The organism is Vibrio sp. L3-7, from assembly GCF_963898195.1.
Classification (GTDB): Bacteria; Pseudomonadota; Gammaproteobacteria; order Enterobacterales; family Vibrionaceae; genus Vibrio; species Vibrio echinoideorum.
Map to the genome: position 1 here is coordinate 150,197 of NZ_CAWQUW010000006.1, position 23,072 is coordinate 173,268.

The 23,072-nt window shown below is 43.4% G+C and carries 17 protein-coding genes; 3 read left to right on the forward strand and 14 right to left on the reverse strand.

The window, feature by feature from the left end:
- Positions 1 to 123 precede the first annotated feature (123 nt).
- The 7 genes from AACW75_RS06785 to AACW75_RS06815 all read right to left on the reverse strand — a co-directional run bounded on the left by AACW75_RS06785 (position 124) and on the right by AACW75_RS06815 (position 9,601).
- Entirely contained in the window at positions 124 to 759 is a 636-nt protein-coding gene (locus tag AACW75_RS06785) for a CatB-related O-acetyltransferase (RefSeq protein ID WP_145570689.1), read from the reverse strand.
- A gap of 419 nt (positions 760 to 1,178) precedes the next feature.
- Positions 1,179 to 2,291 (reverse strand): NADH:flavin oxidoreductase, encoded by a 1,113-nt coding sequence (locus AACW75_RS06790; RefSeq protein ID WP_145570687.1) that lies wholly within the window; start codon positions 2,289 to 2,291, stop codon positions 1,179 to 1,181.
- Between the two features lie 263 nt (positions 2,292 to 2,554).
- A complete protein-coding gene (locus AACW75_RS06795; protein WP_145570685.1) occupies positions 2,555 to 3,190 on the reverse strand; it encodes an SDR family NAD(P)-dependent oxidoreductase in 636 nt (211 codons plus the stop codon).
- 239 nt (positions 3,191 to 3,429) lie between these two features.
- Positions 3,430 to 4,452, reverse strand: coding sequence for a phospholipase A (locus AACW75_RS06800; protein ID WP_237297694.1), 1,023 nt, complete (start codon positions 4,450 to 4,452; stop codon positions 3,430 to 3,432).
- 76 nt (positions 4,453 to 4,528) lie between these two features.
- Positions 4,529 to 5,209, reverse strand: coding sequence for a DUF3313 family protein (locus AACW75_RS06805; RefSeq protein WP_145570681.1), 681 nt, complete (start codon positions 5,207 to 5,209; stop codon positions 4,529 to 4,531).
- 144 nt (positions 5,210 to 5,353) lie between these two features.
- Positions 5,354 to 8,401: an efflux RND transporter permease subunit gene (locus AACW75_RS06810; RefSeq protein WP_145570679.1), complete on the reverse strand. Its 3,048-nt coding sequence runs from the start codon at positions 8,399 to 8,401 to the stop codon at positions 5,354 to 5,356.
- 9 nt (positions 8,402 to 8,410) lie between these two features.
- Complete coding sequence (locus tag AACW75_RS06815; protein WP_145570677.1) at positions 8,411 to 9,601, reverse strand: efflux RND transporter periplasmic adaptor subunit; 1,191 nt, start codon at positions 9,599 to 9,601, stop codon at positions 8,411 to 8,413.
- A gap of 245 nt (positions 9,602 to 9,846) precedes the next feature.
- On the opposite strand from AACW75_RS06815, the gene AACW75_RS06820 reads away from it, so the two are divergent.
- From AACW75_RS06820 to AACW75_RS06830, 3 genes are all read left to right on the forward strand, one after another.
- Positions 9,847 to 10,119, forward strand: a complete 273-nt coding sequence (locus tag AACW75_RS06820) for a hypothetical protein (protein WP_145570675.1) — start codon at positions 9,847 to 9,849, stop codon at positions 10,117 to 10,119.
- A 94-nt stretch (positions 10,120 to 10,213) separates the two neighbouring features.
- Complete coding sequence (gene aspT, locus AACW75_RS06825) at positions 10,214 to 11,932, forward strand: aspartate-alanine antiporter (protein ID WP_145570673.1); 1,719 nt, start codon at positions 10,214 to 10,216, stop codon at positions 11,930 to 11,932.
- A gap of 127 nt (positions 11,933 to 12,059) precedes the next feature.
- Positions 12,060 to 13,658 (forward strand): bifunctional aspartate transaminase/aspartate 4-decarboxylase, encoded by a 1,599-nt coding sequence (locus tag AACW75_RS06830; RefSeq protein WP_145570671.1) that lies wholly within the window; start codon positions 12,060 to 12,062, stop codon positions 13,656 to 13,658.
- A gap of 112 nt (positions 13,659 to 13,770) precedes the next feature.
- Here AACW75_RS06830 and AACW75_RS06835 read toward each other — a convergent pair whose 3' ends face one another.
- The 7 genes from AACW75_RS06835 to AACW75_RS06865 form a co-directional block, all read right to left on the reverse strand.
- Positions 13,771 to 14,460 carry a hypothetical protein gene (locus AACW75_RS06835; protein WP_145570669.1) on the reverse strand — a complete coding sequence of 230 codons (690 nt, stop codon included), beginning with the start codon at positions 14,458 to 14,460 and terminating at the stop codon, positions 13,771 to 13,773.
- Positions 14,460 to 15,632, reverse strand: a complete 1,173-nt coding sequence (locus AACW75_RS06840; RefSeq protein WP_145570667.1) for an OmpP1/FadL family transporter — start codon at positions 15,630 to 15,632, stop codon at positions 14,460 to 14,462. The genes AACW75_RS06835 and AACW75_RS06840 overlap by 1 nt, the downstream gene beginning before the upstream one ends.
- Positions 15,633 to 15,725: 93 nt before the next feature.
- Positions 15,726 to 16,538: a crotonase/enoyl-CoA hydratase family protein gene (locus AACW75_RS06845; RefSeq protein ID WP_145570663.1), complete on the reverse strand. Its 813-nt coding sequence runs from the start codon at positions 16,536 to 16,538 to the stop codon at positions 15,726 to 15,728.
- A 240-nt stretch (positions 16,539 to 16,778) separates the two neighbouring features.
- Positions 16,779 to 18,773 (reverse strand): Fe(3+)-hydroxamate ABC transporter permease FhuB, encoded by a 1,995-nt coding sequence (gene fhuB / locus AACW75_RS06850; protein WP_145570662.1) that lies wholly within the window; start codon positions 18,771 to 18,773, stop codon positions 16,779 to 16,781.
- The gene (locus AACW75_RS06855; RefSeq protein WP_145570660.1) at positions 18,773 to 19,726 is read right to left on the reverse strand and encodes an iron-siderophore ABC transporter substrate-binding protein; all 954 of its coding nucleotides are present in this window, start codon (positions 19,724 to 19,726) and stop codon (positions 18,773 to 18,775) included. The genes fhuB and AACW75_RS06855 overlap by 1 nt, the downstream gene beginning before the upstream one ends.
- A 90-nt stretch (positions 19,727 to 19,816) precedes the next feature.
- Positions 19,817 to 21,940 carry a TonB-dependent siderophore receptor gene (locus AACW75_RS06860; protein ID WP_145570657.1) on the reverse strand — a complete coding sequence of 708 codons (2,124 nt, stop codon included), beginning with the start codon at positions 21,938 to 21,940 and terminating at the stop codon, positions 19,817 to 19,819.
- Positions 21,941 to 22,145: 205 nt separating this feature from the next.
- The gene (locus AACW75_RS06865) at positions 22,146 to 23,054 is read right to left on the reverse strand and encodes an AraC family transcriptional regulator (protein ID WP_017075458.1); all 909 of its coding nucleotides are present in this window, start codon (positions 23,052 to 23,054) and stop codon (positions 22,146 to 22,148) included.
- Positions 23,055 to 23,072 lie beyond the last annotated feature (18 nt).

Below are 23,072 nucleotides of genomic sequence, written 5' to 3' on the forward strand. Positions count from 1 at the left end.
TGCTTATGAAATAAGATTGGTACACCATGTTGAGTATTGCAAGGTAACGGACTGATTTAACGTGTTTTTCAATATAACTATGACGCAGATCTTCTTACACAAATCTTCCGTTCTATTCGTGCTCTACAATCTGTTGTCATAATCCTCAATCGCCTGCTTTAACTTTGAAAAGTCTGAGTTACATAAATACGGTTTCAGCGCTTCAAATTTATCTGAGGGCCACTCGTATATTTTGAATGAAATGAGCTCGTCAATAACAGACTCATCAAAGCGGTATTTGACGACTTTAGCTGGTGAACAACCGACAATGCTGTATGGAGCGACGTCTTTAGTCACCACACTATTCGCTGCAACTACAGCGCATTCGCCAATCGTCACACCGGGCATCACCATCGCTCTCATGCCTAACCACACCCCATCGTCAATGTGAGTATCGCCTTTGTCAATGTAGGCGTCGTCGATGACATCCATAAATGGATACAGTGAAAACCAATCAACTCTGTGGGTATGGTTGCCACCCATCAAAATCACGACCTCTGCGCCAATACAGACATAATCACCAATATAGAGTTCGTCGATTTCCCATCGAGGCTCCCACTGGCGGCTGACTTCGTCGCCGTGTAAATAACGCACTACCGATTGTTCAAAACCGTTATCCCAGCAATCGCTGTAATAACTGTGTTGACCTTTTACATGAATATTGGGGTTGGTTACGACTTCATGCAACAACTCGAATTTGGACCAATGCTTCTTTTGCATTTTTACCTCTGAATGATCTATTTAGTTTTATTCGTTAACTATCAAAATGTTCGACGATGCAAATCCAAGGTGCACAAACTAACGCCCTATAAACACAGGGTTCACTGGGATGAATAGTGAGTATCACGCTTAAATCATAGCAATGTCGCTAAAACTAAAGAGACGTCAGTGGATTCGAGGTTGCTTAACAAGAGGAAGTAGTTTCAAAGTTTGCTCAGTTTTTATCGATAACTTGGTTGGATAATTTACAGGCGTAGTGTATCTGTTTAGTCGCACCAATTTGACAGGAAGATGTGATTAATAAGGTTTCAAATTTCGTTTCGTGGAATACGGAATGAACAAGAGCCTGCGCGATTACACAGGCTCAAACTTAGACTCTGCTATAAACTTCGGAGCTCGCTTGGAGCTAGGGTCAGCGACTACATGCGAGCAAGCTGTGCTTTTCTGTCTTTATTCACCACACAAAAGTTACCGCGCTTAGTACGACATTTAGAGCATCGTTCGCATTCAACAGGGCTTCTATCCCCTTCCTTCCAACGCTTAACTAAATGGGGTTCAGAAAGCAGCGGTCTTGAAAGCGCGAAGTACTCAATGCCCGTGTTGTTTGCAATCGCTTCGATAGCATCAAAATCCGTTAGGCCGCCAACCGTGATCACTGGGATATTAACGTCTTGGCTGATCGCGTGACCATACTCATGGAAGTAACCTTCAGCTTGAATGGTAAAACCATCGTGCGACTCACCAATCATAGTGTCTGCTTTGCCATGAATATTACCTGACACGACAATGCCATCAACGCCCACTTGTTCAAGCTTTTTACAAACTAAGCGCGTTTCGTCGAAGGTCACGCCACCTTCAAAAAACTCCGAAGCTGTAAGCTTAACCAAGATAGGGAAATCATCTCCCACCAACTTACGCGTCGCGATATAGATCTCTAGCAAGAATCTCATGCGGTTTTCTAAACTACCGCCGTACTCATCTTCACGTTGGTTGTAGTAAGGGCTTAAGAACTGATTAATCAGGTAAGTGTGAGCAGCATGAATTTCAACGCCATCAAAGCCTGATTTTTGTGCTCTCAAAGACGCTTGAGCAAACGCATCAACAATGTAGTCGATCTCGTCTTTGGTCATCGCTTTGCCTAGTGTTTGAGTGCCTTTTTCTGGAACCTCACTTGGTGCGTAGATCACTCGTTCGCCAAGATCATGCGTGGTTTTCGTGCCACCATAAGCCAATTGCATCACGATTTTAGAATCGTTGTTATGAACCAGTTGAGTCAGCTTTTTGTATTCCTCGATAAACGAGTCGTTATACATGCCCATCATGCCCGCGTTAGGCTTTTCTTCTTCAACGATGTTCGCGTAACCCGTGACGATCAAGCCAACCTCACCTTGAGCCAACTCTTCATAGATAGCGTAAAGTTTATCTGTCATATGGCCATCTTCTGTCGCCATATTTTCCCACGTCGCACTTCTCATGAAGCGGTTCTTTAGTGTCATCTTGCCAATGTGGGTTTCTGTAAACAAAGTACTCAAATCTAATCCTCATAAAAATCGTGCAAGCGACCCATCTAGCATGGGCACTGATTGACGCGGATAGTACAGAGAATATGGCAGGTAAAACTTAATCTAGATTAAGAGAGCGGCACTCTCACATAAGAAATAAACAACGATTACCCAAAAAGAGAGGAAATAGAGAGACAATTCAGGACAGAAAACAAAAAGCCGTTCAGTCTCGCTAAACGGCTTTACTAGTTTATAACTAGGTGGGGATATTTCAGGACAACGCTATAAAGGCATTACCCATATTTAGCCGTCGGATCGACACACTGATACACCTGTCCGATACTCGCTTCGTTCGCCAATAAAGTTTCGATAAGACGTGCGACCTCTTGTCTGTAAATCACACCATGAACCTCTACCTGTTGGGAAAGTTCACCGTTACCCGTCACCTCACCATCTAGCAAGCCGCCAGGGCGTAAAATAGTGTAATCCAGAGAGCTCGATGTTAACCAAGCTTCAGCCAAAGATTTTTCTCGAACCGCTGCGCCAAACCCTTTTCTTGATCGTTCTGATAGGTACTGCCATGAATCACCACAACCTAATGAAGTAACAAGCACGAACCGCGCAATATCATTATTTTCCAAAGCATCAATTACATGTCGGTGCCCTATGTAGTCAACCGGAACATCCGCTCTAAAACTGCCCATGCTTGAAACAACCAATGCCGATTTCGGTAACTCAGCAACCGTCTTCTCCACTTGTTGTTTGTTGGTCGCATCGCAGCTAAGTGAAGTTACGCCAAGAATTGCCAAGCGCGGGTTCTTTTCTGGGTTTCTAGCAATCGCAATCACTTCAAAACCTTGCTGATGAAAGTGCTCGACCATTGCAGCACCCAAACCACTGCCCGCTCCCCATACAACGACTGTCTTCATAACTACCTCATAAAATCATGTTCTTAGTGATATTAACTGGGCAAGCTAAACGATTCTTTTATTAAGATCAATAAATGATAATAAGTCTCAATATTATTTTCAATTGAGAGAGCCAAATACAAACCCATCGATCTCTCCTAATGAATTGAAAACCTAACTGAAACGCTCGACTTATCCTGTTCGGGTAACAGCAACTATAGGTGTAATTTGTTGTCAACTCGTGTATCTAGACATAAGCCTTACAAAGCGTTTGTTAGCAAAATACCGACGCCAATTCGTTCGCTGTTATAGTCATAATCGATCAAGCTCTCCCCATAACCTTTGTAGTACTGAACATAGCCGTTAAGTCGTCCATAGAGTGGGAAACTCAATGAGGTTTGGACACCTCCATAACCCGTTTGGAAGTTATAACGTCCGACTGCCGACACTTCAAAATCATCCCACTTATAAGCACCCGACAATTCGTAATGCCCTAGATAATCTTGGATGTCGGGGTTGTCGTCACTGCTGCTCGACTCAGGTATGCGATACCAAGGCTGAAAGTACACCGCGAAGTCATCTTCCATATAGCCCAATCCAGCATAAACGCGGTTCCAACTGCGACTTAGTTCGGCAGTTCGACCATTCGATAAATGTTCAAGCCCTAAACGAGAAAACCACACGCCGTCAGCCGATTCTATGTTCAAAGGTGTCTCATAGAACACTTCAGGGCGATAGTTTGTCTCTCTAAACGGTGCCGAGATATCTGAAGAATACGCCTGCCAAAAAGACTTCAGCGTGAAACCAAAATAGATTTTATCCTCTTGATTGAACACACCATCGTCGACCACGGGGATCTTCAAACTTATTTGCAGCTTTATCTCTTCGTCACTAAGATCATCCGCTTTACCGCCGAATCGCTCATCGCCATAAGGTTGTGTATTTACGTTTGTCATATGAGTGACTGGCAAAATATAGTTCAAGCGGTAAGGCGTAATCACAAATGGGTTGTCTTCCGTCGTGTATTCCAATTTCAAGCGCGAAATTTTTTGTTCAGGTGACAGTTCAGTAGTTCGAACTTTTGTGCTGTTCTCACTTTCCTTAGTCGCAGTCTTAGTCTTTGCCTTAGTTTCACCTTCTGAATCAGCGACTGCGTAACTACACTGTTGCTTGAGCCACTCAACACTTTGCTGGTTTTTCGCGCTCGCTAGTGAATTCAGAATACATTGTTCGTAGCTGCTCTCACTCGCAAATGCAGACGCGCTTAAACCGCTGCCAAGCATTAACAGAGCAAGCTGACGGTAGATTTTATGACTACCGCTTTTATTGATGATCGCTTCATTGTCGCCGTACACGAGCTTAACCTTGCTTCTTATTTAAGTAGGTTGCTTCAAAAGCAAAATCAACAGCTTGCTGAGTAATTTGCTCAACGTTTTTATCTAGCATATCAATAGTGATTTCTGATTTATCGTTCTCAAGTACGCCATTATCGTTCACCACGAAGATACGGCGGCCGATGAGTCGAGATGAATCATGATCTTTCAGGTCCACGCTTGCCAATATACGAATCGAACGGTCACGAGTACCTGCCGCATATTTTATGGCACCGATCACTGAACCTACTGGGATAAACTCAGTTACACGCATATCTTCGGGAATATCGTTGATGTCATATAACGTCACGCTAATATCAAGCTCCTTATTCTCCAAGATAACGTTCGAATAGCCCTGTAATTTTTCAGCTAACTTCTCTTCCATTTTCTTGTGGAGCTGTGTTTTAAATTGAGACTGAACCTTCTTTGATACTCGCTGGTCAATGCCGGAACTTTTTATGCCAACGGTTGTAAATTCAAACTCATTAAAGTGAAGTACGCTGCTGTCTTTTACTATCCACGACACCCCTGCCATGTCGTCATCAAACTGACTATCGATGAAATAATGATTTGAGTCGACACTTTGGATTTCTTGCTTATTTGGCATGTTGCTTGAACAACCTGCAGTGAATAAAACGGCTAATGGCAATAGATAATGTAATTTCATGTGAATCTCTAATTTCCTGAATTTTGAGTGCACGAATCCCCAAGCGGTCAGGCTCATAATTTGGGATTCGTGTAGATTAAGTTTTCGTGTTAGTTAATTGTTTGTACTGATTCGCTTTTCGTGATGTCGAAATTTTCGCGCTGATTAAGCTTCTTTCTCCTGACCCGTATGGTCCGCCGCTAAGTAGGTGTAAACGGTTGGTACGACAAACAACGTAAACAACGTGCCGATCGACATACCAACAGTAATCACCAAGCCAATCGAGAAGCGACTTTGTGCCCCTGCTCCGCTTGCAATCAATAGCGGTACAACACCAACTACCATGGCAGCGGTTGTCATCAATACAGGGCGCATTCGTACAGTAGCTGAACGGATTGCCGCTTCACGACGGCTGCATTTCAGCTCTTGTTGCATCTGGTTGGCGAACTCAACAATCAAGATGCCGTGTTTACTGATCAGTCCGATTAAGGTTACCAATCCAACTTCGGTGTATATGTTGAGCGTATCAATGCCCAAATACAGTGGCATTAAGGCACCAAAGATCGACAATGGAACACTGGTTAGTACCACTAACGGATCTCGCAGGCTTTCGAACTGCGCTGCCAGTACCAAGTAGATAATCACCAAGGCTAGGAAGAACGTCGTTACTAATGACGAACCTTCTTGCAAGAACTGACGTAACTGGCCTGATGTATCCGTGCTGTAAGACTTAGGCAATATCTGCGCTGCACCCTCTTCCATCACTTGGTAAGCTTCACCAATACTAATTCCCGGCATCATTTTCGCTTCAATCATGGCACTGTTTAGCTGTTGGAACTGATCCACTTTCGAAGGTTGTACCGATTGGCTAATCTCGATTAAAGACGCCAGTGGAACCATTTCACCCGTATTCGAACGCACATGGTAATTCTTCAAATCATCCCAAGAGTTACGGTTCTCGTTCGGCACTTGCGTGATAACCTGATAGCTGCGTTGATCCATCGAAAAGTAGTTCACGAAGCCTTCACTAATAAAGCGAGATAACACGGTACCGATGTCTTGCGCACTCACGTTCATTTGCGCCGCTTTATCACGGTCAATTTGGATCTCAACCTGCGGTTTATTGAAGTTAAGATCGTTCTGCACATAGATAAACTTACCGCTCTTCTGTGCGTATTCTTTCAACTTTTCAGCGTACTGATACAGATCCTGATACGAGCCTGTTGGCGTCTTCAATACCATTTGGAATGGCAAGCCTTGCGGTGTACCTGGTAAATCGGGTGGCGAGAAGGTGTACACCTGCAAACCTGGTAATACGGAACTCTCTTTTTCGAAACGTTGCATCACTTCTTTCGCTGTCGCTTCGCGAGAATCCCAATCTTTCAATACGCCCAGGCCAAAGAAAGCGTTGTTGTGCATATAACCGTTATCCAACATGGTCATTTCTACTTCATCATTTTTAGCAATGGCATCGACCAACGCTGGAGTAAAGTGACGAATATAATCGGTATTGGCTTGTGCTGGCCCTTGTCCCATAACAATCATTACACCTTGATCTTCTTCTGGTGCTAGCTCTGATGCGGTATTCATAAACATGAACACTAAGCTGACTAACAAGGTGCCGATCAAAGGCCAAATGTAAACACGGTTGTTAAGTACATGTTCAAGTACCTTTCGGTAACGTTCCGTTACTCCTGCAATAACCGCATCAATCTTCTTAACCAGTTTCCCATCCAGTACCGACTTGTTGAGTAGCTTTGAACACATCATTGGTGTCAGTGTGAGTGCAATAAAACCAGAAATCAGAACAGAACCTGCCAAGGTGAAAGCAAACTCAGTAAACAACTTACCGGTCAAACCGCCCATAAAACCAATTGGCGCATACACCGCAGCCAACGTAATCGTCATCGCAATGACAGAACCTGCAATTTCACGCGCACTGTCAATCGCAGCCTTGATTGGACTCGTGCCGTCTTCTAAGTGGCGGAAAGTGTTTTCTACGACCACAATCGCATCATCAACCACCAAAGAGATCGCAAGAACCATCGCCAATAACGTCAATAAGTTAATGCTGAAACCCATGCTCAACATGAAAAACATCGAACCAATTAGAGACAACGGAATCGTCACCAATGGGATTAACATTGCACGCATAGAACCGAGGAACGCGAAAATAACGATCACAACAATCAGTGCGGCTTCCATCAGCGTTTTTGCTACTTCGTCAATCGATGTCTCAATGAACTTGGTTGAGTCGTACACCACGTCAGCTTTAATACCATCAGGCAAGCCCGCTTTTATCTGAGGCAGTAATTCATAAATGTCCTCAACCACTGTTAACGGGTTAGATGTCGCTGTATTGCTGATCGCGGTTGCAACCGTTGTTACACCGTTGAACTGAACATCCGAGTCATAGTTTGCCGCGCCTAATTCTACTGTCGCGACATCTTTCAAATGCACCAGTTGACCATCATGAGCCTTAAGTGACATGTTCTTAAAGTCATCTACAGAGCTAGAATCCGTGTGGGCATTAATGTCGACTTCGATGTAAGGGTTTTGTAACTTACCCGCGGCGCTCACAATGTTGTTTGCACGCAGCGCGTTTTGCACATCCAGTGCAGTCAAGCCATAAGACGCGAGCCTTTGAGGCTTCAACCAAATGCGCATGGCAAAGTCTTCTTGGCCTAACATATCAACCTTGGATACGCCCTCTACGGTTGAAAAGGTCGGCTTCACGACTCGACTTACATAGTCGGATACCTGTTCAGTTTTCAGCGTGTCACTTGAAAAAGAGACATATAAAATCGGCGATTGAGATGTCGATTTAAGAATACTTGGGTCTAAAACACCCGATGGCAGCTTGTACTTCACTTGCTGCACCAGAGATAAAATCTCCGTCAACGCGCCATCGGATGGGTAACCCAGCTTCAAATAAACCGTAATGATCGATTTACCCAAGGCACTGTCTGATGTCATGTAATCAATGCCCGCTGTTTGCGCGATCTCCGCCTGCAGTGGTTGTGTTACATAGCCTTGTACACTCGATGCACTAGCCCCTGGGTAACTGGTAGTAATGGTGATAACACCGGTTTCAATCTCCGGGTATTGGCGTATTTGCAATGAGGTAAAGGCTTTAAGACCCAATACCAATAGCACCAAGCTCAATACCGTCGCTAAAACTGGGCGTTTGATAAATACATCAGTAAATGTCATGGGAATATCCTAGTTGGTTTGCTTGGTGTCAGTAACAAGCGGTCGTTGGTTATTAACCAGTACCGAGCCACCGTTTTTGAGTTGATGTTGATTCGACGTCACTACAACATCCCCTTCATTCAACCCCGAAACAATACCGACATACCCACCCTGTTTAGGGCCGATTTCAACTGTGCGTTGCACCACTTTGTATTCGTAAAATGGTGTCTCTGCTTTCTCTGAACCTTGGCTGCTTGAATCTTTGTCGGCAGAGCTTGCGCTGCCTGAATTCGTACTCACTTGTTTCGTTGATGTATCAAGAACAAACACAGTATCGCCAGACAAGGTGTAGCTAATCGCTACTGACGGAACACTAATAACCGAATTTGAATCTGAAGTGGTTAACGTAGCATCGACATACATTCCAGATTCCAGCGGTACTGGCTGAGTCGTTACAGCGCGCAATTCGATGTTGTGTGTATTCGCGTCTGAGCTAGGTTCAATCGCAGTAATCGTTGCGTGATACTCAGCATCGTTAATCGCGTCAGATTCAAATTTCAAATCCTGGCCTACTTTTACACTGTGGAGATAAAGCTCAGAGATAGAAAAATCGACATACTGTTGAGAGCTATCTTCAAGGTCTACAATCGCAGTGCTTGAGTTGATAAAGTCACCCACATCAATATTTCTAATTCCAACATTGCCAGAGAAAGGCGCTTTGACTTTCATGTATTCAACCTGAGTAGATATATATTCGAGCTTCGCTGATTCAGCGTTAAATTGAGCAGAAATTTTATCTACCGAATTCTGAGAAACACTATTACTTCTAAGCAATTTTTTATTTCTTCTTAATTCAATTTTTGCCAATTCAACTTTTGCCAGTTGGCTTTTGTAATTAGACTTTAATAGCGCATCATCAAGCTGAACTAAGATGTCACCTTTATTTACATATTGACCAGAACTAAAAAGCACTTCTTTTACTTGTCCTGACATTTGACTTGTTACATTTACCGACTGATTTGCACGAATATTACCAATAACTTGCAACCTTTCATTCCAAATTTCTTTATTTACTTGTTCTGTTGTTACTGATGTTGCGGGTAATTTAAACTCCGACAATTTCTCTTTTATTATTTCGCCCTTCACATAGTGAAAGCCAAATACAAAAGACAATAATATAAATAATGCTGACCCGACGATAACGCCTTTATACTTACTCATGTGTTCACCTTGATTTTAAAGTCCGGTTATTTTACCTGCCAGGAATATCAATAAATCAAACTCACATAACATCGCAATCAATCTATATAAAATAAAAATAAAACCTATAAATACAATGACTTGATAGGTGACTATCAAGTAAAAATCATTTTAAATATTTATGTGTATTTTATTTAGACATGATTTATATTCCTCCACGATAGATATAATTCTCATCGTCCCTTAAACAACTAACTGAGATTAATATGTCTAATCAAGCACACCACACTAAGGTCGCCATCAAAGAAAAAATGAAACATGTATATGGAGAAGAAGTCGAACATAAACATAATAAAGACCACCTAGAATATAGAGCGCATCAGCCTTCTCATTCTGGTCAGCCACATGGCGGTGAGCCAGAAGGACATAAGCATTTAGTTAATCACCATCCAGATGGTCATCATGATAAGCACCATAAAGATAAAGTTCATGCTCATAAAAAATCATCACGACTACACCATAAGAAGTCAATCTCTTAGGTTCGAATAACGACAGAGAACAAAAGCACTCTGTAATTTAAAGTAATCACATTATTAACAATAAAAAATAAAAATATTTCATCAAAGGTTTATCATGTCATTTATTATTGAACAATTAAGAGACTATCCATTTATAGCTCTATTCCTATCATTAGGACTCGGTTACTTAATCGGTAAAATTAAAATCGGTAAGTTTGAATTGGGCGGAATCGCAGGTTCACTTTTGGTTGCGGTTGGGCTTGGTCAAATTGGCGGAATCGCGATTTCCAACGAAGTAAAAAGCATCTTCTTTGCACTATTTATATTCATGGTGGGTTACAACGGTGGTCCACAGTTTTTCTCATCATTCCGTCTTTCATCGCTAACACGCTTATTCGCTTCATTCGTGATGACGTTTGTAGGATTAGTCACGGTTGTATTGCTCTCTAAGTGGGCAGGATTAGACAAGGGTTTAGCGGCAGGCCTTGCAGCTGGCGGCTTAACGCAATCAGCAATTATCGGTACGGCAGGTAACGCGATAGATCAACTCAACCTTGCTCCCGATGTGACTTCAACACTTAAGACAAACGTGGCTGTAGGTTACTCGATCACCTACATCTTTGGTTCTCTTGGCCCAATATTAATGATGTCTCTTATTCCTATGGTGATGGGTTGGAACATTACTAAAGAAGCGAAAAAACTCGCAGAAAAAATGGGCGCTGGCAACAAGCAGTTAAACGAGGGTGAATTTTCAGCGTTGAGCCGCGTATCTTCACGAGCTTACCAAGTAACAGCAAACTCTATCTTTATTGGTAAAAGCGTTGCTGAACTTGAAGAAGCATTCGACGCAGACTTAACGATTGAAACGATTTACCGCACCAAAGGCGAGACAGAATCGACTTTAGATATCGCTAAGAACCCTATCTTAGCGGCTGGAGACAAGGTTTATCTTACAGGCCTTACTCATGCCTTCCCGAGAGTCACTGCGCTTGGCATAGAACTCGGTGAATTCAACTCAGAAAACAACGTTATTCATACTCAGCAAAAGATTGTACTCACCAACAAAAAACTCGCAGGTATCACACTGCGTAAGCTTCACGATGAAACAAACGCACGCATTCGCCGTGGTGTTTATATCGCTCAGCTATCTCGTATGGGTCACGATATCTCAACACTACCAGAAACCGAATTACACCTTGGCGACGAAATTACGTTAGTGGGGCAAAAAGAAGACCTTGCCAAAGTCGTCAAGAAAATCGGCTACAACAGCCCACTCCCAAGCGTGACTGACTTTGTAACGATGTCTTTCGGTATGGTTCTTGGTTATCTGATTGGTGAGATTGGGTTCACCATTGGCGGTTCTCATATTGCTCTTGGTTCAGGTTTAGGTTGTCTAGTATCAGGCCTACTTGTTGGGTACTTAAGAATGCGTACCCCGCGTTTAGGAAGCGTTAACCATGGCGCTGCCAACTTTATGCAGACATTTGGCCTTGCAGTATTTGTTGCGGTTGTTGGTATCAACGCAGGCGCTCCAGCACTGACTGCAATCAAAGAGAATGGCATAACGCTATTACTACTCGGTGTATTGGTGACTCTGATTCCTCAAGTACTCACGTTCCTATTTAACTACTACGTACTCAAAATCAAAAACCCAGTGGAAGCACTTGCTGTTGTCGCGGGTAGCCGCAGCGCTAACCCAGCATTCGCTTCGCTGCTAGAAAAAACACAAAACAGTACACCAGTACCAAGTTTCACGATGACTTACGCGGTTGCCAATATCTTCCTCACTTTATGGGGGCCAGTAATCATCAACTTAATTACAAAAATTTCTTAGAAAACAGCTTAATCAAGAGCCTACCTCTAAACCTAGAAATCATTAATCAAAGGTTAGCTATTCACTCCAAACAATAGCTAACCAATAAACAATAGATAACCAACAAATAATTTAAAGAGAAAACACTATGAAACGCACAGACGAAAAACGCCTAGAAACACTGAGCCCATTTGAAGTAAAAAACACACTGATCGACCTAGCTCAACATTCACATGAAAAAACGATGATCAACGCTGGACGCGGCAACCCTAACTGGGTAGCGACAGCACCACGTGAAGCTTTCTTTCAACTAGGCATGTTCGCTCTTGAAGAGTCAAAAGCCACGTTCTCCGGCTACCAAGGTTTTGGCGGCATGGGCCTTAAACAAGACGCAAGCCTGCGCTTTCTTCAATTTTGTGAAAAACACGAAGAACAAGAAGGGGTTCAATTCCTAATTGAGGCTTTCCAGTTTATTACTGATAAATATCAAGTAGATGGTGATGAACTCATTGATGAATGGGTCGCTGGTATCCTAGGTAACAATTACCCAGTTCCCGACCGTATGCTCAAGTACTCTGAACTTATCGCTCGTAAGTACATTGAACAAGAGATGGCAGGCTCACAACCGGTGCCTGCAGGAAAATTTGACTTGTTTGCTGTGGAGGGTGGGACAGCAGCAATGGTATATATTTTCAATACTTTGAAGAGCAACCGTTTATTAAACAAAGGCGATACAATAGCGATTGGCGCGCCAATTTTCACCCCTTATATCGAGATGCCAGAACTTGAAGACTACTCGCTAAATAAAGTAGAAATAATGGCAACGGAAGCTTCTGCTTGGCAGATCCCTGATTCTGAATTAGATAAGCTCAATGATCCGAGCGTGAAAGCTTTCTTCTTAGTGAATCCAAGCAATCCAGCATCGGTAAGACTGAGTGATGAAACACTCTACAAAATCGCAGAAATCGCCAACCGTCGCCCTGAGCTTATTCTACTGACTGATGACGTTTACGGCACTTTTGCGGATAACTTCACTTCATTGGCGATGCTTGCTCCGAAGAATACGATTCTAGTGTATTCATACTCTAAGTACTTTGGTGCAACAGGTTGGCGTTTAGGGGTAATTGGCGTACATGAAGACAACAACTTCGACCGTATGATTGCTGATCTTCCTGAGGAAATCAGAGGTACACTAACGGCAAGATACCAAGGTATTTCACTTGAACCGAGTAAGATTAAATTTATTGATCGCTTAGTTGCTGACAGCCGCGCAGTGGCACTGAATCATACTGCGGGCCTTTCAACGCCTCAGCAAATCCAAATGACGATGTTTTCGTTGTTGTCTCTGATGCAAGGTGGTGAAGAATATAAACGCTTAGCTAAGCAGATTGTGCGTCGTCGTTACCACACTTTGATGCAGAAGAACTTGGCAGCTCCAATCATTACAGAGGGCGATCAAACAGGTGCGTTTTACTATGTAGAGATTGATCTTAAGGAAATTGCTCAAACAATTCATAGTAATGGTTTCTTCTCTTGGTTAGAAGAAACGTATGAGCCGCTCGACTTCTTGGTTCGCCTTGCAGAAGAGCATGGCGTAATTGTAATGCCGGGCGCAGGATTTGACGCTCCAACGTGGTCGTTACGTGTTTCTCTCGCTAACTTAGAAGAAGAGCAATATGCAAATATCACTCATGCGATGAATGCTGTAATGCAAAGCTATGTAGAACGTTACGAAGCTATTTGTTAACTCTACTCAACAGCTGAAAAGCTGATAGAGAAGTAATAAGTGCTGAGTGTAATTTCACCTAAACTGGTGGTCATACACTCAGCTCTTTATTTATGAAGAAGCTGGATAAAAACTAGTTAAACTCGTAGGTATAAGAAGCGCCGACACTGTTATTTTCGCCATAATCATCTTCGGCAAAAATACTAAAGAAGTTAAACGACTGAGCATCACTCAACTTATAACTAGCACCTACCCCAGCCCAATAACCAGAATAGTCATCAGAACCCATTGAACCGCCACCAAAACTCATAATCGACCACTCGTCCGTTATCGTTTTTAAGGCAAAGGCACCGATATAACCGCCATGTGTCGAGCTTGGCATTAGTACATAATCAGAACCCACATTCTCATCATCGAATACTGCCACTTCACCATCGTTATAGCTGTATCCCGCCATCGGGAAGATTTGCCACCCAAAAGGTTCAATATCGAAATAACTCAATGGTATAAAGGTACCGATGCTGTAGTTATTCTTGTAAGCATCATTATCGTATTCAGATCGACTAAAGTTAAAGTTAACAATGCCTAATGGCAACAGCCAAGAACCACCAAGTCGCCACTCTTCACCGTCTGCATTGACACGAGCATTTATCATGCGTGCTTCATCAAGCCCAATAGAGCCCGAAAACTTCAATTCTTCGTTATAAGCAATGCCGGCTTTGGTTACGATCTTCGTGGGATCATCAGGGTGCTTCTCTTCAGCCAAAACACACGTTGAACACCATGTTACTGCTGCAACAATTAGTAAGTTAAGTTTTGTCATTAGAAGGTAGCGCTAACGCCGACGAAGTGAATACGACCGTCAAACGAACCGTCTATCATAAATCGATCCATATCAACTGAACCTAAGTCTGCATACTCGTAAAACACATCAATTAAGATATCATCCCAGTAGGTAGATGCGCCTACTGAGTAGCGGTATTGCTCACCTACTGGCAGGTCAACATACTGCATTGTTGGATCGTCTTGTGGTGAAGTTTCGTAAGAGAAGCCCGCTTTTAAGCGCCAGTCTGAGTTCAATTGATAGTCAGCACCAACAGCAAATTTCCAAACGTCATCCCAGTCTCGTTCAAGAGTTTGATTAATCGGGAGACCACCATTTTGATTTGTACCTAGGTCTAAAACCGTACTATCCCATTGGCTCCAACGATGAAACTGAATGCTTGCCAATAAATCTAATTGAGAATTCAATGCGTAGCTTGCACTGACATCAACTAGTTCAGGAACATCAATACCAGTGTTCAACGAACGCTGCCCACCAGTAAACACATTTACGTCATTGTTAAATTCATGTTCGAGCTTAGAACGATAGCTCGCACCCAACTTAAGTTTTTCTGTTGGTGTATACATCACACCAAGATTATATCCGTAGGCCCAGTCTGTATCTTGCTTAGCTGTAAAAAGAGAAGATGACTGTTGTAATGCAGCCCAACTCAATTGAACGCCCGCACCAACTGACCACTGTTCATTAAGCTGATAACTCAGTGACGGGTTCACTTGCATCGCAGTAAGAGTAATATCTTGAAGTAAAAGATGACCAGCCCATTCACTGCCGTAATCTAAGCTTGAGCCACCGACAGCGCCAAGCGCAATACCAAGGTGTAATTTATCGGTGACTTGATGCGCATGAAACGCGCCAAATGAAGGCAACACTGAATGGCCTTTACCATCTCCACTTGAATCTTGGTTATCTTGATATTTCATCTCAAGATCAAACGCCATAGTATTAATGGTCGTCTTGCTTTCGCCCATATGAGACATAGTAGCAGGGTTCGTCCACATTGCAGCAGCAGAACGAGTATAAACACCATCACCAGCACCAGTAGTACCAGCGTTAGCAACAACAGCCTCTTGTAAAAAAAGGCCACTTGCAAATGCATTTAAGCTAGTAAAGATTGCGGTGGCAGCTAGAGAGTAAGTAAAAGTTTTGTTCATTAGATTGCTCATTTAGCCTCAGACATAAAATTGCTCTAAGGTTACCGCAAAGCCCCATAAACAAAGGTAATAACGATTATTCCTTTACAAGTCCTACTTAAAGGTTCGGGGGAGGTATTCCCGTGGTTTATCGTTATGAATTTCACGCTGCACGGCTATCGCTCTGTTCTTCCTTGCTCCGACTTTAATTTGGTACCAAGTCTCGTAAAATAAGGCAAAACCAGGGCTAGACCACCAAGTTTTATTGTAGAGTTTCTTATTGGCTGCAACGACATCTGGCGAACGATTCGCGCACTCAAGTGCCAAGGAATAAGCTTCAGTGTAAGGGTCTTCAGCAATTTTTGTCACCAAGCCGTACTCTTTGGCGGTTTGGCAATCAATCACCTTAGCTGTCATCGCCATTTCCAAAGTATGATCCTTCCGCATCAGTTCACGAAATGCGATAGCGCCCCCCATGTCAGGAATCAAACCCCATTTCGCTTCTAATATCGAGAAGTTGGCGTCTGGACTAGCAATTCTAAAATCACCACCGCTGACTAGTTGTAGACCTCCTCCCCAGCAGCGTCCATGTATCGCGAAAATCACCGGGCATGGAATATCTCGCCAACCAATAGAGAAGTATTGCGCAGCATTCGGTAACGTTGGCCACCATTTAAATAAAAGCTTCAATGCCCCGGCTTTACTATTCAATAAAGACTTAACATCCAGCCCTGAACAAAAATCCGCACCATTGCCCTTGACGATCACAGCTCGAATCTCGGTATTCTTTTTGAGTTCCTTGATCATCTTAATTACATCCTGAAACATCGCCATATCAATAGCATTCAGCTTATCTGGGCGATTCAATGCTACGGTCGCGATTTGGTTTTCATCGATGGAACAAGTGATACGAGAGAGGTCGGTCATGTGGGCTACTCAACTAAGTGGTCAGACCTTTAGATTATACATCTTGTTAACATATGCAAAGTTTGCGTATGAGAAGCGAGAGCTGTGTTGTTCATTTTCTCGCCGAGTTAACCAAGAGACGCAAATAAAAAAGCAGTGATGAATCACTCCAATCACTGCTTTTCATTAGTCGCTTTTATTGCCAATAGCTTTTATTGACGATAGCTTTGATGTCCAAGAACTTTCAGTTAGTCGCTAAACCTAGGTTCTTCGAGACTTCAATAACAGGAAGATAAAGTAGCTACCACCGATAATCGAGACCAAAGTACCTGCAGCTAATTGTGCAGGAAACACCACCACTTGCCCTAGCCAATCGGCAAATAGCATCAGTGCTGCACCAATCCAAAAAGACAAGATGATCTGCTCTCGAACCAAGCGAGCGCCAACCATAGCAGCGATATGTGGTGCCAATAAGCCGACAAAAGCGACAGGCCCCATAGTGGTTGTCACGACCGAGCATAAGATCGCCACGATGCACAACAATGCAACATAGGCGATGTTGATATGCAGCCCTCTTGCACTCGCAAATTGGCGGCCAGTCGCAATTAACGTCACCCAGCGGCTCAGCAATAAAGCAACACCAATACAAGCCGTTATTACGATAGCCATTATCGAGGCTGACTCAGGTTCAACACGGTAAGTAGACCCGGCTAACCAAGCTAATAAGGTGTATTTCCCCTCACCCACTCTCGTTAAAGAGAATTGCACCAAGGCTTCCAGTACTGCGGTCAGCGAGATGCCTGTCAGGATTAGAATAGAAGGAGCAAACTGATGCTTCTTGCCAAGAAAAAGCAATAAACAAAGTGCAATCGCACTGCCTAAGAAAGCAATCCAAGGGCTCAATGAGTGAATCGAATAGCCCATAAACAGACTACTGAAAATCAAAGCTAGAACCGCACCCGCCGACACACCAAGAATATCTGGGCTCGCGAGGGGGTTGTAGACCAATCTTTGTAAAATCACACCAGCAACCGCTAAGCCGCCACCAGCGAATATCGCCGTTAACATTCTCGGCCAACGAATAGACCACTCAAATGCATCTGGGATAACAAAGTAGCCCATATCTGAAGAAGGCTGTGACAATGTACTCAACGCCAACAACCCGAAGATCATCGTGCCCAACAAGAAATAAGCCAAAGGTGAAATAAACTTCGGCCCTTTAGGCATTGAGAAAAACAGCTGATCTTGAGCAGACATTTGCTTTCGAGCAATAATGATCAAAGCTGGTGCGCCAATCACCGCAGTCGCTGTCCCTGTAGGAATCATATCCAAAGACCACTGCGCCAAGAAAATAGCCAAGCTGTCGGTGACACAGAGTAGTAGCGCACCTAATACACAACTTGCGATGAGTTCAGATTTCGCCTTTAAGAAACCTAAGTGCCTTGCGATATTTGGAGCAATCAGACCAATAAAGCTAATCACGCCCACCGAGGTAATCGACACTGAAACTAACCACACACCTACTGCCATCAATACAAAGAAAGTCGTTCCGATGTTAAGACCACGCGCTGCCGCACCTTCAGTACCGATCGAAAGCAAAGTCAGGACTCTTGGCGCCAATAAGAAGATGGCGAAGACCGGCAGCAGCTTAGGCATTAACCAAAGCACTTGTTCCCAGCCATTTTGTCCTAGGTCACCCGCTCCCCACACAAACAAATTTTGTGCGTACTGATCGTTGAGCAGAATAATCGCCGTCGCAAATGCCCCTAGCAACAAGTTGACCGCCATACCCGCCAATACAATTGGCAAACCGCTCATGTTTTTGATTCCAACAATCGAAACAATCAGCCCCATCGCAAGCAGCGCTCCAATCAGCGCAAACCAAACTGAATATTGAGCGACCAACATCGGCGCGACCACATTCAGAATAACCAGACCAAGCCAAGCACCTGACGATGTACCTAAGGTAAGAGGAGACATCATGCGATTCTGAGTCAGTTGTTGAAATAGGCTACCGATAGTCCCGAGTGTTCCTCCGACCAAAATCGCCATCACTAAACGAGGTAAGTTGACATAAATTAACGCCATCAGCTCAAATGAATCATCAACCATTCTATTGAACTCAGAGATGTCGTTGATCTGTGAGACTTGCTGGAACAACTCACCAATAGGGCCAAATTCAGACTGCCCTAACCATAAATGAACAAGGGCAGCACAAAACAGCGCAGCCCCCATCATTAAACCACTGGATTTCATTACTGCTCCGCTAACGTCAACAACGATTGCGCCATCGCTTCTGCGTTATACAAGATCGATATTGCACCACCGTAGCTCCAACTTGCCGCTACTGGACTAAATTGACCATTGCGTACGAAAGGCATGCTCTTCCAGACAGGTGAACGATCTAGTTTTTCTTGATATGGAAAAGGTTCAAAGTAAAGCGCAATGCCCTTCTTTACGTTCTTAAGCTCAGTCATTCGTTTTTGGCTGATGCCCCATTGGCTCGCAGGAAGCTCCATCGCATTTTCAAAACCAAGCTTTTCGAGTGCATATTGTGGAATCGAGTTATCGCCGTAGATAAACACCGATGTAGTACTCGCAAAACGGAATGAGGTGACTTTCGGCTTGTCGCCAGGATACGCTTTATCCAGTTCGGCTTTTAAAACCGCGAGACGCTCATCCATTGCAGCCAGTTTGTTGTTCGCTTGCTCTTCTTTACCAAGTAACTGACCTATCTTCTTAAAGTTCTCGATAGCAGCCGCAGCATTGCTGTGTTGTTCACTGTACGTTTGGTAATAAAGCACGGGCGCAATTTCAGAAAGACGACCCTGAAGATCTTTCTGAGGAGAAGCGATAAGAATTACATCAGGATTTAGCTTCTTAAGCGCCGAAAAGTTAGGCTCAGTTCGAGTACCAATATCCGCCACGCCTTCTGGAATCGCAGGTTGAACAACCCAATCGCTATAACCTGCAATATCAGGCACTGCGACTGGCGTAACGCCGAGTTCGATAACTTGCTCTGCAATGTCCCAGTTCAACGCTGCAACTCGAACAGGTTGAGCCTCAAGGATTTTAATACCCTCACTGTCTTCGACTTTATAATCGGCCATCGCATTAAACGATAAAACACTCGCTAAGATCGATAATGCTAGTTTGGTATTCAAACTTGTTACTATAGAAAAATGGGAAGCTATTCGTTTCAAACTCATACTTTACCTACTCAATCTAAATTCTATATTTCTTCAAACGACAAAAGCAGCCTAGTGAAGGCTGCTTTAAAATGGATAACCCTGACCTAATTAGAATTCATAGTTGACGCTTAGCTCTACAGACTGCTCAGCACCGAACCAGCAGTTCGATTGGTCGTAACACGCGTAATATTCTTCATTGAAAATATTGTTCACCGCTAGGTTGGCAGTCGCACCAGATAAGGTCTCGCTTGCGGCACCTAAGTCATAGCCTACAGACAGATCAACCACGGTATAAGACGGTACTTTACCTTGTGTATTACTCGCATCCATTTGCATTTCGCCAACGTAACGAGCGCCTGCACTTAATCGAGAACCCGCTAACATTCCTGAGAATACGTTGTAATTTGCCCATAAATTAGCAGTGTGTTCCGGTACATAGATTGGCGTGGTGCCCTCTAGACCATTACTCGTGTCTTCCGTTATTTCCATATCTACGTAGGTATAAGCTGCAGCAATATCAAAGTTTTCAGTAGCAAACCAGCGACCAGACACTTCAGCACCTTGCGATACCACTTCACCCACTTGAATTCTTGGCCCATAAACATTACTAGGGTCAGTCATTAGCATGTCTTGCTTAGTGATATGGAAGAGAGAAATTGTTGCTTCTTTCGACATATCACCAGACAGGTACTTCACACCAATCTCAGCTTGTTGAGCCATTTCAGGATCAAATTCATTACCACTCTTGTCAACACCCGGAGCTGGTTCGAAACTGGTCGCGTAGCTCGCAAATGGAGATAGCCCATTATCAAGTTCGTATAAGCCGCCTATACGATAAGTAAATTGCTTATGATCGGATTCATGAGCGTAGTAATCGCTTTCTGATTTGTAGTGATCAAAACGAGCACCTGCAATTAAGACAAGAGCATCTAAACGAACTTGGTCCTGAAGGTATAAACCAAGCTGACTTGATGTGGTGTCATCAAGATATTCACCCGTTTTTGTTACATCGCTGCGATCGAGGAGATCATTATTAGGATTCAACGGATCGAAGCTATTGAAACCACTTCCGTTCGCACTATAAGACGAGTAATTAACGTCTCCATCCATATTTTGGTAATCAACACCAACTAACACATTGTGCTCTAACGAACCGGCTTTAATAACACCACTCAGCTGGTTATCAATAACAAAACCTTTAAAGCTCTCGTCCGTTGAGTACAACGCACGAGATAATTGATTTGGTGTGCTCGGATCATAACTAAGATGGTAGGTATTCTCTTGGTACAGAGATGCATCGGTATAACGAGCATTTTGTAAGAAGGTCCAATTATCATTGAAGTCATGGTTAATTTTATAACCAACCATCAACACTTCACGTTCAAATTTACTCCAGTTCTTATCTCCCATAGAAACCGATGGATCACTCGCTTTTAACACATCTAAAGGCATTGCTGAGTTAATGCCCATTGAAGGATCATTTTGGTAGTAAAGGTTGAAATTGATTAGTGTTTTGTCGCTTACTTGCCAATCTACAGAAGGAGCAATTAAGTAACGCTCTTCTTCAGCGTTATCAACTTGGCTATCTTGTTTACGAGCAAGTGCTATTAAGCGGTATGAGAAATCGCTGTCACCAAATTGTCCCGTCGTATCAATAGAAGCTTCTTGTAGGTTTCGAGAACCCGTTGCAACGCCAACCTTCGTTGACTGCTCAGTTTGTGGAGTTTTAGCGATCATATTCACCATACCGCCTGGTGGCATTGCACCGTACAGAACTGATGTTGGACCTTTAAAAATTTCAACTTGTTGCATTGCGATAGGGTCAATCTGTGGCTGCAAGTTCCAACCATTCAAGAACTGAAGCGAAAGGCCATCGTAGTAGTTAACGTTGTTCGTGTTAAAACCACGGATAGAGTAAGAATCAAACATGGCTACAGAACCACCACGGTTTTCAGTTACAACACCCGGTGCATAACGAAGGGCTTGGTTCAAAGATTGAACACCTCGTTGCTCTAACTGTTCTTCATCAATAACCGTAATACCTTGAGGCGTCTCTTCTGGCTCAAGTGCCGACTTGGTTGCTGTATTACGATAGGCTTTACCCATGATAGTGACAGTCTCGATGTTCGAGTCTGCCGCTGTAACGGTTTCTTCCGCCAACGCTTGCGCTGAAAACGCAGTGAGCAACGCTACTGCAAGTGATGAATACTTAAAACGAGTGTGAGTGGTCATGATTCCCTCGGTACCAATGCTTAATATAAATAATAATAAATCTCATTTGCATTGTATGTATCTATGAGCGGGATAATTAACAATTTGGTGCAAATTCCAAAAGAACTTGGCCTATTTTTAGTTTAAATCGGTCAATTGCTGATTAAAAACACAATTGACCTTATTTTAAGAGGGGTTTACAGAAAGAGATTTCGTGGGGATATGATTACGATTTGATAATAGGAACCCAGTACTCCATTTCAGCATCAGAGGCATGCGCTTGGTAGCCAAATGGGTAAACTTCAAGTTCGTAGCCATCGACACCACGGTAACCAGAACTTGGGAGCCAATTAAGCACAAACCAGCTTAAAGTATGTCGAAGATTCTCAATAGGTCCACAATGTTTGACCACCGCGTAGGTTTGTTTCGGTATAGTCAACACCTCTAACTTATCAGAGATAATGCTAGGCAATTGCGGGATTGAAATACCGTCATGCAGTTCAACGCTAGCCCAATAATGAATATTCGTTCCATCAAAACAAGACTGAGTCAGGTCAACTACCCCAATAAACTGAAGAACGTTGTCGTCTGGAATGGTGACTTCATGCTCTAAACGAGACCAAAGCTGAGGAACTTTTTGCGCGAAGTCTTGCGTGAGTGAAAATAGGCCGCTGATTTCTGATGTCATGCCCTTAACAAGGAATGACTCTCTCTCATCAATACGTACTTTCACAAAACTGAAAGCTCCATTATCAGAAGCACTTGTGGTTTCAGACACTTGAATCGGTTTTCTTAGCCCTACCCTTTTGCCCGCTTTTCGATATTGGCTGGGGCTAGCACCAAACATCTGCTTAAACGAACGACTAAAGCTAATCTCTGAATTAAATCCGAGACCAAGCGCGACATCTATCACGCGCTCTTTTCCATCAAGTAACTCTTCTGCAGCTTGGCTTAATTTTAGCTCTCTCACGTAGTTTGCTACGGTCAGCCCAGTTTCTGCTTGAAACACTCTTTGCAACTGCCAACGAGACCAACAGCTTTGTTTCGCAATATCTTCTAGCGATAGCGCAGAACCAAGATTCGCATGGATATACGCCAGAACGCGGCTGATACGATCAAATGCTGGTGTATTCATATTCAAGCTTTCATATTC

Excerpts from the sequence above, each read along its gene's own strand:
- AACW75_RS06800 (WP_237297694.1), bottom strand. The coding sequence starts at position 4,452 with ATGCTTGGCAGCGGTTTAAGCGCGTCTGCATTTGCGAGTGAGAGCAGC.
- AACW75_RS06855 (WP_145570660.1), bottom strand. The coding sequence starts at position 19,726 with ATGAGTTTGAAACGAATAGCTTCCCATTTTTCTATAGTAACAAGTTTG.
- AACW75_RS06845 (WP_145570663.1), bottom strand. The coding sequence starts at position 16,538 with ATGACCGACCTCTCTCGTATCACTTGTTCCATCGATGAAAACCAAATC.
- AACW75_RS06860 (WP_145570657.1), bottom strand. The coding sequence starts at position 21,940 with ATGACCACTCACACTCGTTTTAAGTATTCATCACTTGCAGTAGCGTTG.
- AACW75_RS06835 (WP_145570669.1), bottom strand. The coding sequence starts at position 14,460 with ATGACAAAACTTAACTTACTAATTGTTGCAGCAGTAACATGGTGTTCA.
- AACW75_RS06865 (WP_017075458.1), bottom strand. The coding sequence starts at position 23,054 with ATGAATACACCAGCATTTGATCGTATCAGCCGCGTTCTGGCGTATATC.
- fhuB (WP_145570662.1), bottom strand. The coding sequence starts at position 18,773 with ATGAAATCCAGTGGTTTAATGATGGGGGCTGCGCTGTTTTGTGCTGCC.
- AACW75_RS06810 (WP_145570679.1), bottom strand. The coding sequence starts at position 8,401 with ATGACATTTACTGATGTATTTATCAAACGCCCAGTTTTAGCGACGGTA.
- AACW75_RS06795 (WP_145570685.1), bottom strand. The coding sequence starts at position 3,190 with ATGAAGACAGTCGTTGTATGGGGAGCGGGCAGTGGTTTGGGTGCTGCA.
- AACW75_RS06830 (WP_145570671.1), top strand. The coding sequence starts at position 12,060 with ATGAAACGCACAGACGAAAAACGCCTAGAAACACTGAGCCCATTTGAA.
- AACW75_RS06840 (WP_145570667.1), bottom strand. The coding sequence starts at position 15,632 with ATGAACAAAACTTTTACTTACTCTCTAGCTGCCACCGCAATCTTTACT.
- AACW75_RS06805 (WP_145570681.1), bottom strand. The coding sequence starts at position 5,209 with ATGAAATTACATTATCTATTGCCATTAGCCGTTTTATTCACTGCAGGT.
- aspT (WP_145570673.1), top strand. The coding sequence starts at position 10,214 with ATGTCATTTATTATTGAACAATTAAGAGACTATCCATTTATAGCTCTA.
- AACW75_RS06785 (WP_145570689.1), bottom strand. The coding sequence starts at position 759 with ATGCAAAAGAAGCATTGGTCCAAATTCGAGTTGTTGCATGAAGTCGTA.
- AACW75_RS06820 (WP_145570675.1), top strand. The coding sequence starts at position 9,847 with ATGTCTAATCAAGCACACCACACTAAGGTCGCCATCAAAGAAAAAATG.
- AACW75_RS06815 (WP_145570677.1), bottom strand. The coding sequence starts at position 9,601 with ATGAGTAAGTATAAAGGCGTTATCGTCGGGTCAGCATTATTTATATTA.